General features: G+C 65.2%; 15 protein-coding genes. 9 read left to right on the forward strand and 6 right to left on the reverse strand.

Annotation, left to right across the window (positions count from 1 at the left end; translation table 11 throughout):
- From VSX79_RS03000 to rpmE, 6 genes are all read left to right on the forward strand, one after another.
- Positions 1–1,167, forward strand: coding sequence for a 1-deoxy-D-xylulose-5-phosphate reductoisomerase (locus VSX79_RS03000; protein ID WP_179499438.1), 1,167 nt, complete (start codon positions 1–3; stop codon positions 1,165–1,167).
- The gene (gene rseP / locus VSX79_RS03005; protein ID WP_179499437.1) at positions 1,160–2,293 is read left to right on the forward strand and encodes an RIP metalloprotease RseP; all 1,134 of its coding nucleotides are present in this window, start codon (positions 1,160–1,162) and stop codon (positions 2,291–2,293) included. The genes VSX79_RS03000 and rseP overlap by 8 nt, the downstream gene beginning before the upstream one ends.
- A gap of 73 nt (positions 2,294–2,366) precedes the next feature.
- Positions 2,367–5,048, forward strand: coding sequence for an outer membrane protein assembly factor BamA (gene bamA / locus VSX79_RS03010; RefSeq protein ID WP_326915214.1), 2,682 nt, complete (start codon positions 2,367–2,369; stop codon positions 5,046–5,048).
- The gene (locus VSX79_RS03015) at positions 5,048–5,737 is read left to right on the forward strand and encodes an OmpH family outer membrane protein (protein ID WP_179499436.1); all 690 of its coding nucleotides are present in this window, start codon (positions 5,048–5,050) and stop codon (positions 5,735–5,737) included. The genes bamA and VSX79_RS03015 overlap by 1 nt, the downstream gene beginning before the upstream one ends.
- Positions 5,738–5,741: 4 nt before the next feature.
- Entirely contained in the window at positions 5,742–6,221 is a 480-nt protein-coding gene (gene fabZ / locus VSX79_RS03020; RefSeq protein ID WP_326914370.1) for a 3-hydroxyacyl-ACP dehydratase FabZ, read from the forward strand.
- A gap of 114 nt (positions 6,222–6,335) precedes the next feature.
- Complete coding sequence (gene rpmE / locus VSX79_RS03025; protein ID WP_077030436.1) at positions 6,336–6,563, forward strand: 50S ribosomal protein L31; 228 nt, start codon at positions 6,336–6,338, stop codon at positions 6,561–6,563.
- Positions 6,564–6,575: 12 nt separating this feature from the next.
- Here rpmE and VSX79_RS03030 read toward each other — a convergent pair whose 3' ends face one another.
- Complete coding sequence (locus tag VSX79_RS03030; RefSeq protein WP_326914371.1) at positions 6,576–8,048, reverse strand: glycerol kinase; 1,473 nt, start codon at positions 8,046–8,048, stop codon at positions 6,576–6,578.
- Positions 8,049–8,383: 335 nt separating this feature from the next.
- Between VSX79_RS03030 and VSX79_RS03035 the strand changes: the two genes are divergently transcribed.
- The 3 genes from VSX79_RS03035 (at position 8,384) to VSX79_RS03045 (ending at position 12,706) form a co-directional block, all read left to right on the forward strand.
- Positions 8,384–9,763 carry a DEAD/DEAH box helicase gene (locus tag VSX79_RS03035; RefSeq protein ID WP_179499433.1) on the forward strand — a complete coding sequence of 460 codons (1,380 nt, stop codon included), beginning with the start codon at positions 8,384–8,386 and terminating at the stop codon, positions 9,761–9,763.
- Positions 9,764–9,943: 180 nt separating this feature from the next.
- Entirely contained in the window at positions 9,944–11,611 is a 1,668-nt protein-coding gene (locus VSX79_RS03040; protein ID WP_326914372.1) for an MFS transporter, read from the forward strand.
- 51 nt (positions 11,612–11,662) lie between these two features.
- Positions 11,663–12,706, forward strand: a complete 1,044-nt coding sequence (locus VSX79_RS03045) for an alpha/beta fold hydrolase (RefSeq protein ID WP_326914373.1) — start codon at positions 11,663–11,665, stop codon at positions 12,704–12,706.
- Here VSX79_RS03045 and VSX79_RS03050 read toward each other — a convergent pair.
- The 5 genes from VSX79_RS03050 to VSX79_RS03070 all read right to left on the reverse strand — a co-directional run bounded on the left by VSX79_RS03050 (position 12,660) and on the right by VSX79_RS03070 (position 15,827).
- Positions 12,660–13,412, reverse strand: a complete 753-nt coding sequence (locus VSX79_RS03050) for an alpha/beta fold hydrolase (RefSeq protein WP_179499430.1) — start codon at positions 13,410–13,412, stop codon at positions 12,660–12,662. The two genes, VSX79_RS03045 and VSX79_RS03050, sit on opposite strands and share 47 nt — an antisense overlap.
- A 46-nt stretch (positions 13,413–13,458) precedes the next feature.
- Positions 13,459–13,698, reverse strand: coding sequence for a hypothetical protein (locus VSX79_RS03055; RefSeq protein ID WP_179499429.1), 240 nt, complete (start codon positions 13,696–13,698; stop codon positions 13,459–13,461).
- A gap of 592 nt (positions 13,699–14,290) precedes the next feature.
- Complete coding sequence (locus VSX79_RS03060; protein ID WP_257018347.1) at positions 14,291–14,833, reverse strand: GNAT family N-acetyltransferase; 543 nt, start codon at positions 14,831–14,833, stop codon at positions 14,291–14,293.
- 62 nt (positions 14,834–14,895) lie between these two features.
- Entirely contained in the window at positions 14,896–15,276 is a 381-nt protein-coding gene (locus VSX79_RS03065; protein WP_179499428.1) for a SpoIIAA family protein, read from the reverse strand.
- Positions 15,273–15,827 (reverse strand): hypothetical protein, encoded by a 555-nt coding sequence (locus VSX79_RS03070; RefSeq protein ID WP_326914374.1) that lies wholly within the window; start codon positions 15,825–15,827, stop codon positions 15,273–15,275. Before VSX79_RS03070 ends, VSX79_RS03065 begins: the two co-directional genes overlap by 4 nt.
- Positions 15,828–15,882 lie beyond the last annotated feature (55 nt).

Here is a 15,882-nt window from a genome sequence, read left to right on the forward strand (position 1 = left end):
ATGGCGCAGCGCCGCCTCTCGCTGTTCGGCGCAACGGGGTCGGTCGGGCGATCGACCCTCGATCTCGTCCGCCGCGATGGCGAGGCGTGGCGCGTCACCGTGCTCACGGCCAATTGCGACGTCGGGGAACTTGCGAAGCTTGCAAGGGAATTTCGTCCCGACCTTGCGGTTGTCGCCGACGAAAGCTGTCACGACGCGCTGAGGCAAGCGCTCGCCGGAACCGGTATCGAAACCGCCGCCGGATCCGCAGCGCTCGTCGAGGCGGCGCAGCGACCCACCGACCTCGTCCTCGCGGCGATCGTCGGCACCGCTGGCCTCGCCCCCACGATGGCGGCGCTGGCGGCGGGGCACGACGTCGCGCTCGCCAACAAGGAAGCGCTGGTCTCGGCGGGCGAGCTGATGACCGCTGCGGCGCGCGCATCGGGCGCGACGATCCTGCCGGTCGATAGCGAGCATAATGCGATTTTCCAGTGCCTCGCGGGCGGGCGCATCGACCAGGTGCGCCGTATCATCCTGACCGCGAGCGGCGGCCCCTTCCGCACGATGAGCGCCGCCGACATGGCCGCCGTCACCCCGGCGCAGGCGGTCGCGCATCCGAATTGGTCGATGGGGGCCAAGATCAGCGTCGATTCGGCGACGATGATGAACAAGGGCCTCGAATTGATCGAGGCGCACCACCTCTTCCCCGTCGGGCTCGATCGCATCGAAATCCTCGTCCACCCGCAGTCGGTGATCCACAGCCTCGTCGAATATATCGACTGCTCGACGCTCGCGCAGCTTGGTTCGCCCGACATGCGCATCCCGATCGCGAGCGCGCTCGCCTGGCCGCAGCGGATGGCGACGCCGTGCGCCCCGCTCGACCTCGCGACCATATCGCGGCTCGATTTCGAGGCGCCCGACGAGGTGCGCTTTCCCGCGACCGCGCTCTGCCGCGCCGCGATCGCCGAGGGCGGCGCGCGACCTGCGCAACTCAACGCCGCGAACGAGGTGGCCGTCGCCGCCTTCCTTGCCGGCCGGATTTCCTTCCCCGCGATCGTCGATACGGTGCGCCGGGTCATCGATGCTGAGGCGCCGGCCGTGCCCGCATCGCTTCAGGACATATTCAGCGTCGATGCCGCATCCCGTGCGGCCGCGCAGCATTTTGTGGACCAATTAGAACATGCTTGAGACCCCGGGTTTCGCCTTCACGGTTCTGGCCTTCCTGCTCGTGCTCGGGCCGCTCGTCTTCGTGCACGAATATGGCCATTATATCGTCGGTCGCTGGTGCGGGGTGAAGGCTGATACCTTCTCGATCGGCTTCGGTCGCCGCATCCTCGGCTGGACCGACAAGCGCGGCACCGAGTGGAAGATCGGTTGGTTGCCGCTCGGCGGCTATGTCCAGTTCGCGGGCGACCGCGACGCCGTCAGCCAGCCCGACGCGAACTGGCAGGCGTTGCCGGCCGAACAGAAGTCGCACACCTTTCCCGCGCAGCCGGTGTGGAAGCGCTCGGCGATCGTCGCGGCGGGGCCGGTCACCAATTTCCTGTTCGCGATCCTGATTCTCGCCAGTTTTGCGTGGATCGGCGGCAAGCCGGTCACGCCGCCCGTCGCCGGCGGGATCGAGGCAGGGTCGGCCGCCGCTGCCGCGGGGCTGCGCGCGGGCGACCGGATCGTCACGATCGACGGGCGGTCGATCGAGACCTTTGGCGATATCCCGCTGGCGGTGGCGCACCGTCCCGGCGAGGCGCTGCAGGTCCGCGTGCTGCGCGCGGGAAGCGAGCGCGCGGTCGAGCTGACCCCGCGGCTGGTCAAGGAAAAGGATCCGTTCGGCAAGGAATATGAACGCGCGATCCTTGGTCTCGCGCCGCCCGCACCGCAATTGCAGCCGGTGTCGCTGCTCGAAGCGCCCGCGGTCGGGCTGCACCAGACCTGGCAGATCGTCCGGCAGACCGGCGAAGTGCTCGGCCAGTTCCTCACCGGCCGCCGCTCGATCAAGGATATGAACGGGCCGGTCAAGATCGCGGAGATTTCGGGGCAGGCTGCGACGCTCGGGCTTGCCTCGCTCATATTCTTTATCGCCCTGATTTCCATCAATCTGGGGTTCATCAATCTCTTGCCATTGCCGATGCTCGATGGTGGTCATTTGCTATTCTACGCCTATGAAGCAGTCCGCCGGCGCCCTGCGCCGCTGCAGGTGCAGGAATGGGCGTTTCGTTTCGGCTTCGCGGCGGTCGCGACGCTGATGCTGGTCGTAACTTTCAACGATTTGGGCTCATTGGGCCTGTGGGACCGGATCGCGCGCTTGATTGGCTAGCGAGTCTGGGGCAGGGAGTGGCGCGCGAGCCCGCGGTCAGGCGGGTTTGTCGCTTTTGAGTTATTTTTTCGGGATGAACAGCGTGGCTTCACACAAATTTTCGGCGCGGACGCAGCTGTCGGTCGCTCTGTTGGCCGGCACGATGCTCGCGACGCCGCTGATGGCGCAGGAGGTTGCGCCGCCGCCCGTCCCCGCTCCGACCGTCCCGGCGCCCGCGCCCGAAGCGGTCCCGACCGCGACGACGGTCCAGTCGATCACCGTCGTCGGCAACCAGCGGCTCGAGGCGCAGACGATCCTTTCCTACCTGCGCCTGCGCGTCGGCCAGCAATATGACCGCGCGGTGCTCGACCAGGCGCTGAAGGATCTCGCCGCGACCGAGCTGTTCAAGGATTTCCAGATCACCGACAACAATGGTGCGCTGACGATCCAGGTTACCGAAAACCCGGTGATCAATCGCGTGATCCTGGAGGGCAACAAGCGCCTGAAGGACGACAAAATCCGTCCCGAGATCAAGCTCGCGCCGCGCCAGATCTTCACGCGCTCCAAGGTGCGCGCGGACGTTGCGCGCATCATCGAGCTTTACAAGCGGCAGGGCCGCTTCGCGGCGACGGTCGAACCCAAGATGGTGTCGCTCGACCAGAACCGCGTCGATGTCGTGTTCGAGATCAACGAGGGTCCGAAGTCGAAGGTCCGCCAGATCAACATCATCGGCAACGAGAAGTTCAGCGACGGCGACCTCAAGGACGAGATGGCGACGAAGGAGACAGGGCTGCTGACGATCCTGTCGTCGAACACCAGCTACGATCCCGACCGCCTCGCTTATGACCAGCAGAAGGTGCGCCTTTTCTACCTGACCAACGGCTATGCCGATTTCCGCGTCATTTCGGCGGTGGCGGAGCTGACGAGCAACAAGCAGGACTTCATCATCACCTATGTCGTCGAGGAGGGCGAACGCTACAAGTTCGGCGACGTCGACGTGCAGAGCGAAATCCGCGACTTCCAGCCCGAGATGCTGAAGAAGCTGCTGCCGATGAAGACCGGCGACTGGTATGACGCCAAGCTGGTCGAGGACACGGTCGAAAGCCTCAGCGAGACCGCGGGCCTGTTCGGCTACGCCTTTGCCGACATCAATCCCGAGTTCCGCCGCAACCCCGACGACCGGACGATGGCGATCACCTTCAACGTCGGCGAAAGCCCGCGTACCTATGTCGAGCGCATCGACGTCAACGGCAACACGCTGACCCATGACAAGGTGGTTCGCCGCGAATTCCGCCTGAACGAAGGCGACGCCTTCAACAGCTTCGGCGTCAAGCGCACCGAGAATCGCATCAACAGCCTCGGTTATTTCCAGGAAAATCTGGAGATCGAGCGCAAGGAAGGCAGCGCGCCCGACCGCATCATCCTCGAAACCAATGTCGAGGAAAAGCCCACCGGCGAACTCTCGCTCTCGGCCGGTTTCTCGTCGATCGAGAATTTCCTGCTCCAGGCCTCGATCCGTCAGCGCAACTTCCGCGGCCTCGGCCAGCAACTGCAAGCCTCGGTCAACTATTCGAGCTATTCGAAGTCGATCGAGCTCGGCTTTACCGAACCCTATCTGTTCGACCGCAACATCTCGATCGGCGGCAGCGTCTATCGCCGCGACCTCAATTCGTTCAACTTCATCGACAATGATCGCCGCACGACCTTCGAACAGGTCACGACCGGCGCGCAGGTCAACGTCGGCGTGCCGCTGACCGAATTCATGTCCTTCTTTGGCCGCTACAGCATCAATTTCGACGATGTGACGCTCGACAGGTCGATCTATTATTTCGGCGACGAATGCGACCCGCTCGTCGCCGGCCGTTATCTGTGCGACGCGATCGGCAACCGCACGACGTCGCTGCTCGGCTACACGCTCGCCTATGACGACCGCGACAATCGCATTCGTCCGACGCGCGGCCAGTCGCTGTCCTTGAGCCAGGACTTCGCGGGGCTCGGCGGCAGCGTCAAATATGTTCGCACGCGCCTTGCGGGCACCAAACACTTCAATCTCGGCAGCCGCTTCATCCTCAACATCTCGGCCGAGGGGGGCTATATCTACCCGTTCGGCGGGCGCCCGACCCCGACCAGCGACAAGGTCCGCCTGACCGACCGCTTCTTCCTCGGCGAACCGCAGATGCGCGGCTTCGACATTCGCGGCATCGGTCCGCGCGTCATCCGCTATGCCGCGACCTATGATCCGCTCAATCCGGTGATCGACACCAGCAACGACAACCGTGGCCAGATCGACGATGCGCTCGGCGGGCGCGCCTATTATCAGGGGCGGGTCGAACTCGATATCCCGCTCGGGACCGGCGCGAAGGAACTGGGGCTGCGGCCGTCGATCTTCCTCGACGTCGGGTCGGTGTTCAGCGTGAAGCGCCCGACGCTGACCACTCTCGACGATTTCCGCGATCCCGCCGACGGTTTCACGAAGTTCCTCTGCCGCAACGCAACGACGGGCGTCAGCCAGTTCGCGACCGAAACGACGACGACCACCGATGGGGTCACGACGGGAACCGGCCAGTACACGACCTGTCCGACGGGATTCTCGTCGCTCGCGCCGTTCGAGGAACGCTTCTTCGGCGATACCTGGATGCCGCGCGTCTCGATCGGCGCCGGGGTCAACTGGAACTCTCCTTTCGGTCCCTTCCGGATCGACTTCGCTTACGCCCTTCGCAAAGAAGAGGGCGATGATACCAAACGCTTCTCATTCAATGTAGGAACCCAATTCTGATGAAGAAAATTCTTGCCGCCTCCGCGCTGGCGATCGCCGCGCTGTCGGTTTCGCCCATCCTGTCGGCTCCCGCCCTCGCGCAGGCGAAGGGCGTCGGCGTCGCCGACGTCCGCGTCGCCGCCGCGCGTTCGAACGCCTTCCGCACCGCGTCGCAGCAGATCGAAACCACCTACAAGGCTCAGATCGACCAGCAGCAGTCGCGCGGTCAGACGCTGCAGGCTGAAATCAACGTGCTGATCGCGAAATATAACGAAGAGGCGAAAAAGACGCCGCAGAACCAGGCCGCGCTGCAGGCCGCCGCAAAGGCGGTGCAGGACAAGCGTCAGGCGGCGCAGACCGAACTCGGCCAGATCGGCGCGCCGGTCGACCTCGCCATCGCCTATGTCGAAGACCAGATCAGCGTTCGCATGAACGAGGCGATCAAGGCCGCGATGACCGCGAAGAAGATCGACCTGCTGCTCAATCCCGATGCGGTTCTCGCGCGCGAAAACAATGTCGACATCACCGACGCGGTGGTGACCGAACTCAACCGCATCCTCCCGAGCGTTTCGATCGCGGTCCCCGCCGGCTACCAGCCCGGCCAGCTCGTCCAGCAGCGCAACCAGCAGCTGATGGATGCGGCGCGCGCGTCGCAGGGAACGGCAACTCCGGCTCCGGCCCCGGCCGGCACCGCACCGACCACGCGCTGATCCGATGGCGGACGGGGAAAATGGGGCAGGGGAATTGGGCCCGGTGGATATCCGCCGGATCCTGACGCTGCTGCCGCACCGTTATCCGATGCTGCTCGTCGACCGGGTGGTTTCGATGGTGAAGGACACCTCGATCCACGCGGTCAAGGCGGTGACGATGAACGAGCCCTTTTTTCAGGGCCATTTCCCCGGCCGGCCGATCATGCCTGGCGTCCTCATCGTCGAGGCGCTGGCGCAGGCGGGTGGCATTCTCGCGGTCGAATCGCTGGGCCTCGGCGGCTCGGCCAAGCTTGTCTATTTCATGGGCATCGACGGGGTGAAGTTCCGCAAGCCCGTCGAACCCGGCGTCCTGCTCGACCTCCACGTCACCATACTTCAGGCAAAGCGGAATATCTGCAAGTTCGAAGGGCGGGCGATGCTGGACGGCCAGCTGGCGACCGAATGCCAGTTCACCGCGATGATCGCCGATCCGCCGAGCGATTAAGCACCACTTGCAAATTATGGCTTTCGCCGTTAGGGGACGCCGCTTCGCGGCCCCGGACGGGGAAGCATCGACTCACGCGGCTGGTCGGAAACCAGCGGCACAGGAGCATTTGAGATGAAAAAAGACATTCACCCCGCGTACCACATGATCACGGTCAAGATGACCGATGGTACCGAATATCAGACGCGCTCGACCTGGGGCAAAGAGGGCGATGTGATGACGCTCGAAATCGACCCCACCGCGCACCCGGCCTGGACCGGCGGCACCGGACGCCTGCTCGACGCGGGTGGTCAGGTCGCGAAGTTCAACAAGCGCTTCGGCGGTCTCACCCTCAAGCGTTAATTCGCGTCCGGCTCACGCCAGGACTTTTGCAAGCGCGCTTTGCCACCCGGCAAGGCGCGTTTTGCGTTTCGGGGCATCGAGCGCCGGGGTAAAGCGCGTCGCGGTGCCGCGCATCGCCTGCGCCGCGCTCGCCAGATCGGGATAAAGCCCAGCGCCCGTTGCGGCGAGCATCGCGGCACCGAGCGCCGTGCTTTCGACGAAACCCGGGCGTTCGACCACGAGGTCGAGCATGTCGGCGAGATCCTGCGCCATCCAGTCGTTCGCGGCCATGCCGCCGTCGATGCGCAGTTCCGCCCAATCGACGCCGTCGGCGGCGAAGGCGGATTTCAGGTCGTGCGCCTGATAGGCCTGTGCCTCCAAGGCTGCGCGCGCGACATGCGCCTTCGTGCTCGCGAAGCTGAGCCCCGACAGCGCCGCCAGCGCATCGGGCCGCCAATGCGGTGCGCCAAGGCCCGATAGGGCGGGGACCAGATAGACGCCGCCATTGTCGGCGACAGACCGCGCCAGCCCCTCGCTTTCGCTTGCGCTTGCCAGCAGGCCCAATCCGTCGCGCAGCCATTTGATCAGGCTGCCCGCAACGAACACCGACCCTTCGAGCGCATAGGATCGCACGTCGCCTTCCTGCACGAGCACGGTCGCGAGCAGGCGGTTGTCTGATCGGGGCCGCGTCGTGCCGCTGGCCGAAAGGATGAAGGCGCCGGTGCCAAAGGTCGCCTTCGTCTGGCCGGGCGACAGGCACGCCTGGCCGATCGTCGCTGCCTGCTGGTCGCCCGCCATGCCGCAGATCGGGATCGCGCCGCCGAACAGCGCCGGGTCGGTCGTGCCCACCGTCGCGGTGCAGCCGGTGATTTCGGGGAGCAGGTCCATGGGAACGCCGAGCAGGTCGCAAAGCCCGTCGTCCCAGCCGCGGCCCGCATCGATGTCCATCAGCAGCGTGCGCGAAGCATTGCTCGCATCGGTGACATGGACGCCGCCGGTCAGGCGATAGACCAGATAGGATTCGACCGTCCCGACCGCGAGCCGGTCGCCGGCTTCCTTCAGCTGCGGCCAGTGCTTCAGTGCCCAGCCGGCCTTGGTTCCCGAGAAATAGGGATCGAGCAGCAAGCCGCTCGTCGCCTGCACCATCTCCTCATGCCCCGCTTCCTTTAGCGCGGCGCAATCGGCGGCGGTGCGCCGGTCCTGCCACACGATGGCGCGGGCGAGCGGTTCGCCGGTGTTGCGATCCCAGAACACGACGGTTTCGCGTTGGTTGGTGATGCCGATCGCCGCGACATGATCGGCGCCGCCGGCGCGCGTCACCATCTCGCGCGTGCAGGCGAGCGTCGCTTCCCAGATTTCGGCCGCGTCATGCTCGACGAGGCCGGGGGCGGGATAATGCTGCCGGATCTCGCGCTGTGCGCTGCCGAGCGGGGTGCCGTCGGCGCCGAACAGCATCGTGCGGGTCGACGTCGTGCCCTCGTCGATGACGATGATCTTTTCGGACACCTGATCCTCCTCCGCACGGTTCTTTTCTTTCGCCATCAATGAAGAAAGAACGGCGCTTCGACAAGCTGGAGGCGAACGGGAAGAGGGAAGCAAGCAATTATCTTGCAATATCGCGCAACTCATGCCATATGATTGTGCAGCGCAGCATGGCGGGATATCCCGCCGCAACCACCGGCAGCGTGATTTTCCCGCCCGATTTCAGGCGCGGGACGAGCCGGACCAGCGCTTTGTCCCCAGAGGCACCCTTTCACGCGGGTCGTTTCGAACCCGCGGCCCGTGCGCCGTCCGTTCGATCCGAACGGATGTGCCTGCGCGTCGCTCATAGTGAGTATTTCATGACGACTTTCAACGACTTTGGCCTGCACGCCGACATCAATCGCGCGCTTGCCGCCAAGGATTATACCGTCCCGACCCCGATCCAGGTTCAGGCGATTCCGCCGCTGATGAAGGGCCGCGACCTGTGCGGTATCGCGCAGACGGGCACTGGCAAGACCGCCGGCTTCTCGCTGCCCTCGATCCATCACCTCCTGACCTATCCGCACCGCCCGACCCCGCGCGGCTGCCGGATGCTCGTGCTCGCGCCGACGCGCGAGCTCGCGGCGCAGATCGCGCAGAGCTGCCGCGACTATGGCCGCTTCACCAAGCTTAGCGTCTCGACCGTCTTTGGCGGCGTGCCGATCAACAAGCAGATCCGCGACCTGTCGGGCGGCGTCGATATCCTCGTCGCGACCCCCGGTCGCCTGCTCGACCTGATCGACCAGCGCGCGCTGCGCCTCGACGATGTCGAAATCTTCGTCCTCGACGAAGCCGACCAGATGATGGACATGGGCTTCATCCACTCGCTGCGTCGCATCGCCAAGCTGCTGCCCTCGCGTCGCCAGAACCTCTTCTTCTCGGCAACGATGCCGAAGGAAATCGCGCATCTCGCCGAACAGTTCCTCGAGGATCCGGTGACGGTGTCGGTTACCCCGGCGGCGACCACGGTCGAAAAGATCAGCCAGTACGCGACCTTCGTCGAACAGAAGGAAAAGCAGGCGCTGCTGCACTCGATCGTCGCGAGCGAAGATATCGACCGCGCGCTGATCTTCACCCGCACCAAGCATGGCGCCGACCGCGTCGTGCGCCACCTCGCGGGCGCGGGCATCAAGGCGATGGCGATCCATGGCAACAAGAGCCAGTCGCAGCGCACCCACGCGCTGCAGGCGTTCCGCTCGGGCGACATCAAGCTGCTCGTCGCGACCGACATCGCCGCGCGCGGTATCGACGTGTCGGGCGTCAGCCATGTGATCAACTTCGAGATCCCGAACGTGCCCGAACAATATGTCCACCGCATCGGCCGCACCGCGCGCGCCGGCGCGGAGGGCAAGGCGATCAGCTTCATCGCCCCCGACGAGCGGCCCTATATGCGCGACATCGAGCGCGTTACCCGCAGCAAGTCCGAACCGATGCCGCTGCCCGAGAATTTCAACGAGATGGTGCGTAACCTGCCCAAGCCGGTGCAGCCGCCGCGCGACACCGGCAGCCAGGGCCGCAATCCGCAGCGCCAGCGCGAAGATGCGATGCGCGGCCGCGGTCCGGGCAAGCCGGGCGGCGATCGCGGCCCGCGCCGCGACGGCGCAGCCGGCGAAGGCGCCGAAGGCCAGCGCAAGCGCCGCTTCCGCCCACGCAACAAGAGCGTCGGCGCGCACAAGGGCGCGGTGAAGCGCGTCGGTTGACGCTAAAACCCTCGTCATTGCGAGAAGCGTAACGATGAAGCAATCCAGAGTAGCGTAAACCGCTCTGGATTGCTTCGCTTCGCTCGCAATGACGAACTGTTATCGCGGGGCTGTGGCGCACCATTGACGCCAAGCAGCTAAAGTCTACTTTCGCGCCATAACAGGGCGAAGGGGCAGCGGATGACGGACGCAACGGCAACCATCGACACCCGCCAGAGCGAACGCAAGGTCATCCTGGCCTCGTCGCTCGGCACGGTGTTCGAATGGTATGATTTCTACCTTTACGGCCTGCTTGCGACGATCATCTCGGCGCAGTTCTTTTCGGGCGTCAACGAAACCACCGGCTTCATCTTCGCGCTCGCGGCCTTTGCCGCGGGTTTCGCGGTAAGGCCTTTCGGCGCGCTCGTCTTCGGCCGCATCGGCGATCTCGTCGGGCGCAAGAATACCTTCCTCGTCACCATGGGGCTGATGGGCGCGTCGACCTTCCTCGTCGGCATCCTGCCGAGCTATGCGTCGATCGGCGTCGCGGCGCCGATCCTCCTCGTCCTGCTGCGCCTCGTCCAGGGTCTCGCGCTTGGCGGCGAATATGGCGGCGCCGCCACTTATGTCGCCGAACATGCACCCGAGGGCAAACGCGGCCTCTTCACCAGCTTCATCCAGACCACCGCGACGCTCGGGCTGTTCGCGGCGCTCGGCGTCGTCATCGCCATCCGCTCGGCGATGGGCGAGGCGGCCTTCGCCGACTGGGGCTGGCGCATCCCCTTCCTCATCTCGATCATCCTGCTCGGCGTCTCGCTCTGGATCCGCCTCCAGCTCGAGGAAAGCCCGGTCTTCAAACAGATGAAGGAGGAGGGGACGACGTCGAAGGCGCCGCTGACCGAAGCCTTCGGCCGCTGGGAAAATCTGAAATGGGTGCTCGTCGCGCTGTTCGGTGCGGTCGCGGGGCAGGCGGTCGTCTGGTATTCGGGGCAATTTTATGCGCTCTTCTTCCTCGAAAAGACGCTGAAGGTCGATGGCGCGACCGCGAATATCCTGATCGCCATCGCGCTGGCGCTCGGCACGCCCTTCTTCATTGTCTTCGGCTGGCTTAGCGACAAGATCGGGCGCAAGCCGATCATCCTTGTAGGGTGCGCGCTCGCGGCGCTCACCTATTTCCCCGCGTTCCACATGCTGACCAGCGCCGCCAATCCGGCGATGGCAAAGGCGCAGCAGACTGCCGCCGTGACGGTCAACGCCGACCCCGGCACCTGTGCCGTCCAGTTCGATCCGATCGGCAAGGAAAAGTTCGAAAGCAGCGGCTGCGACATCGCCAAGTCGGCGCTCGCCAAAGCCGGGGTCAGCTATACCAGCGTGACGCGCCCGCGCCACACCGGCGAGGCCGCCGACGTCTGGATCGGCAATCGCGTGCTGGTTGCGCCTGAACCGTGGCGGCTTGCCGAGGAAGATCGCGCGGCTGCGGCCGAAGCCTTCCGCCAGGAACTCGCCGCCGCGACCGCCGCCGCGGGCTATCCCGCCAAGGCCGATCTCGATGCGATGAACAAACCGCTCGTCGTCGCGATCCTCTTCTACCTCGTGCTGCTGGTGACGATGGTCTACGGCCCGATCGCTGCGCTGCTCGTCGAGCTTTTCCCCAGCCGCATCCGCTACACCGCCATGTCGCTGCCCTATCATATCGGCAACGGCTGGTTCGGCGGCTTCCTGCCGACGACGGCCTTTGCGATGGTCGCCGCGACGGGCAATATCTATTACGGCCTCTGGTATCCCGTGATCGTCGCGGTGATCACGCTGGTGATCGGTTTGTTGTTCCTTCCCGAGACCTTCCGCCGCCCGCTCCATCCTCAGGCATAGATTGACCCATCGGGGTCGCCCGCTAGAGTATCGTCAGGCCTTCAGGGGGGCATGATGACTGTCGAGGACATAGATTTCGGTGAGCCGCCGCCACCGCGGCGTCCCTTGTTCCGGCGCAAGCGGGTGCTGATCCCGCTTGGCGTCATACTCGCGATCATCGTCGGTTTTCTTCTCCTCCTGACTCCCGATACCGATCGTGACGCGATGATCGCCAAATATGGCGGCCCGAACGCGGCCTTCGTCGCAGGACCGGCGGGCCAGCGCATTCACTATCGCGATCAGGGCCGGGCCGATGGCCCGCCGATCATCCTGATCCACGGCGCCAATGCCAGCCTCCATACGTGGGAGCCGCTGGTGAAGCGGCTCGGCGCCACCTATCGCATCGTCACGCTCGACCTGCCCGGCCACGGGCTCACCGGCGCCACCCCCGATACCGATTATTCGGCCAAGGGGATGATGGAGGCGGTCGATGTCGTTGCCGCCAGGCTCGGGCTCGATCATTTCATCCTCGGCGGCAATTCGATGGGCGGCTGGGTGGCGTGGCGTTACACGCTCGCGCAGCCCGCGCGCGTCGATGCGCTGCTGCTGATCGACGCCGCCGGCATGCCGCTTCGCAAGGGCGAAAAGCGCCCCGAATCGAACGTCGGCTTTCGCATCCTCGAATATCCCTTCGGGCGCTGGCTCGCGACTCGGGTGACGCCGCGGATGCTCGTCGAACAGTCGCTGCGCGGTTCGGTCGAGAAGCAGGAGATCATCGATGACGCGATGATCGACCGCTATTGGGAATTGCTGCGTTTTCCCGGCAATCGCCCGGCCACCGTGTTGCGCGCGCGGATGAACCGCGAGCCCGCGATGGCCGCGCACGTCGGGGAGATCGGGGCGCCGACCTTGATCCTGTTCGGCGACCGGGACCGGGTGATCAACCCGACCGCGGCCAAGACCTTCAACGAACGGATCGCGGGGTCGGAAGTCGTGATCCTGCCTGGCATCGGTCACTTGCCGATGGAAGAGGCGCCGGACGCGACCGCAGCCGCCATCGCCGACTTCCTCAAGCGGCGGCTTGCGCCCGCTCCGGCTCGTCCAGAAACGCGCTGATCCGCGCCGAAATCGCCGCGGCATGGGTAAAGGGGAAGAGGTGGGATCCCGGCACCACTTCCAGCACCGCGCCGTCGATCAGGTCGGCGATCGCCTGGCCGTGGCATGCGGGAACGACGCCGTCGCGCTCGCCCATCAGGATCAGGACGGGCGTGCCTTTCAGGTGCGGCAGCGCCGCCGCGCTCGTCCATCCCGCCATCGCCATCGACTGATAGGCGAGCCCGAGCGGCGTCGCGGTCGGCAGCTTGAGCCCGCTTGCCAGCATATCGTCATCGAGCAGCGCGGCCCAGCCGATCCCCGGCGCGCTGACGGTCGGTGTCGTCGCCATCAGCACCAGCCGCCGTACGCGGTGGGGGAACTGGACCGCGACCTGCTGCGCCAGCGCGCCGCCCCAGCTGAAGCCCGCGACATCGACCAGCTTGTGACCCAGCCGGTCCGCTATCTCCATCACCACCGCCGCGATCGTCGGCGCGCCATAGGGCAGCAGCGCGTCGGGCGAGCCGCCGACGCCCGGCATGTCCAGCGTCCACACTTCGCGACCGTGGATTTGCGCGAGCAGCGGCGCGGCGGCGGCGATATCGGCGCCGATGCCGTTGAGGAACAGCAGCGGCGTGCCGGGTGCTCCCTCACGCCAACGTGCGACGCGAAGCGAAAGGCCGTAGACATGCTCGGTGCTGATGGCCGGCCGGCCGCTGATCCTGCTCATGGCCTGCGCCATCGCATATCCTGACCTCCGGCGAAAGACCGGTGCGCTACTCGGCTTGTCCCGCGGTCTCGGCGGCCTGCTCGTAGCGCAGGCAATCGAAGATCTTCGCGCCGGCGAGAAAGACCGAACCGGTGCAGGCGAGCAACAGCAGCTTGCCGCCATAGCCCGGATATTCATGCAGATAGGCCGCTCCGCGCGCCATCGCGCCAACGGCGAGCGCATAGATGATGAGGCACGCCTCGAAGCGGGTCTTGATAACGAACAGGCGTCCGATTTTTTTGAGCATCACCTTAAACCAAGCAAGCGCCGTGCCAGTGGCGCAAATCGAGGATTTGGCGCGCCGAGACTATGGTAAACTGTAAGTTAATCCGACAGATGGGGGAAGGGCGGGCGCCTGGAAATAGCGCGGGATTGGCCCGACTTGCCGCGTTTGATCGGGAAGTGCGACGACGACATCGTCGATATAGCACCAGCCCCATCCCTCGGGCGGATCATAGCCCTCGATAATCGGGCGCCCCGTCTCGTGAAAATGCGCGCGGGCATGGCGCGCCCGCGAATCGTCGCATCGAAATAATGGGATATTTTATTCGCTGAGCGACTACCGCGCTTGTAGGCTCCCTAGATAACTCGTTGAAATTCCCAACGCATATCCGGCCAGATGCCCGTGAATCGCGATCCAACCCTTCCCTCCGAGGGGGCATTGGCCGCACTACAAGGCTGCTATGCGCCTGATCGAGGTCGTAGCCGGCCGCGCGGCGGCTGCCCGAAACCTGCCGTTCGCGTAGGCAGGATAGGATGCCAGGAATGCGTTCGATCTCGCCGGCAGAGCAATCTCGACTGTTTTGCGAAAGTCATGCTCGCAAAATATCGCGTGGCACCTAGCCGAGGTCGATCTCGAGGAGCGCCAGCGTCGCATCGCCTTCATAGTCACTTGAACGGAAGCCGAGCGTTCGTTCGACGTCGATCGCTTCGCGATTGTCGCGGCTTTCGATCGAACGCAGCCGTTTGACGCCGCGCTTCTTCGCGAGGTCGACAGCGTGGTTCAACAGGCTCCATCCGACGCCGCGGCCCTTATATGCCGGCAAAATCGCGATCGCGACCTCGGCCACCTCGAATTTGTCGTCGGCCGCGATCAGGAGACTCGCGACAAGTTCGTTGCGGTTGCTTTCGAACGCCAGCAGATGCTCGCGATGACGGTGATCGACGTCGATCATCGCCGCCAGCTGCGCGCCCGACAGATGCGGCTGGGCGCTGAGGAAGCGAAACCGCATATCATCGGGCGCCAGACCATCGAAAAAGCGATTGAGCAGCGCTGCATCGTCGGCGGTGACGGGCCGCAACATGATCTCGGCGCCATCGCGCGTGACGATGCTCGTGCCGCCGGCTTCGGAGAGCGTCATATCCAGCGATTGGTCGGTCATGTCAGCTTTCCTTTGCTTGGTGCCGGGTCCGGCCGCGGCCGTTTCGGACGGTGGTTCGCCGCTCAGGCATCGACGGTTGCGCCCACAACCCAGGTGAGGGCTTCTTCGCGTCGTTCGGGCGTGAAGGTGCGATAGCTGATGCCGGGCAACAGCGCGCTTTCTAGCCGCGTGCCCGCGCGGATCCACGCCTGGTCGGCAACGACCGCCACCCGGCCGAAGTGGCCGAGCTTGCCGAACAGCGGCAACGCCCTGGCCATATAGGAGCCGAGACCGGAAAGCTCGATTCCGTCGACCGAATGCGTTTCGACGAAGATATGCACCTTCGCATGCTGCGCCATGGCCGCATCGAGCCTGTCCATGATGGCGTCGAGGTCGGCGCCGGTGATCTTGTCGGCGAGCCTGAGCGCGATGACGTCGTCCGCGCCGTTGATCCATTCCATCATGATCTGCCTCCTGCCTGCGAAAGAACCAATGTGATGCCGAGAATGAGAAGGTCGAACGCCAGCGCCTTGATGGCGGGTGAGGCGAGCGCGAAGGGCCAGCCGAAACCGAGCGCCATCGCCACGGCAAGGGTTGCCGCGCCCGAAATATAGAGCCATCCGCGGCGCCGCCGGCCGGTTCCGAGCGCGATGGCCACGCGCGCGACCCCGGCAATGCCGAGGCCGGCCGCCAGCGCATAGGCCAGCCCGCCCTGGCCGAGTAGCGGATCGGCGATCAGGATCGCGGCAGCGACCAGATAGGGCGCCGCCGCCGCCCGCCAGGCGATCCGTTCTCCGCGATGCCGCGATATGTGCGCCTCGCGAATCTGGATGAGCGCCGCGACGCCCATCAGCACGACCAGCCACAGGATGGCCGCTATTGTCGTGAGGAAGGGGCGCGGCGAAAATTGAAGGAAGAGGAGCACGGCGCCCGCGCCTATAGCCAGACCCGCAGCCCAGAACAGGTTGCCGTATTCGCCCCGCGGGCTCGCTGTTCTCGCCATGAAGCCGGCCATATCGCGTTCCTTGCTGTCTGTGGGGGCAAGGATAGGCGCCGAATGCGTCCGCCGC

The organism is Sphingopyxis chilensis (assembly GCF_035930445.1).
In the GTDB taxonomy this organism is placed as follows: Bacteria; Pseudomonadota; Alphaproteobacteria; order Sphingomonadales; family Sphingomonadaceae; genus Sphingopyxis; species Sphingopyxis chilensis.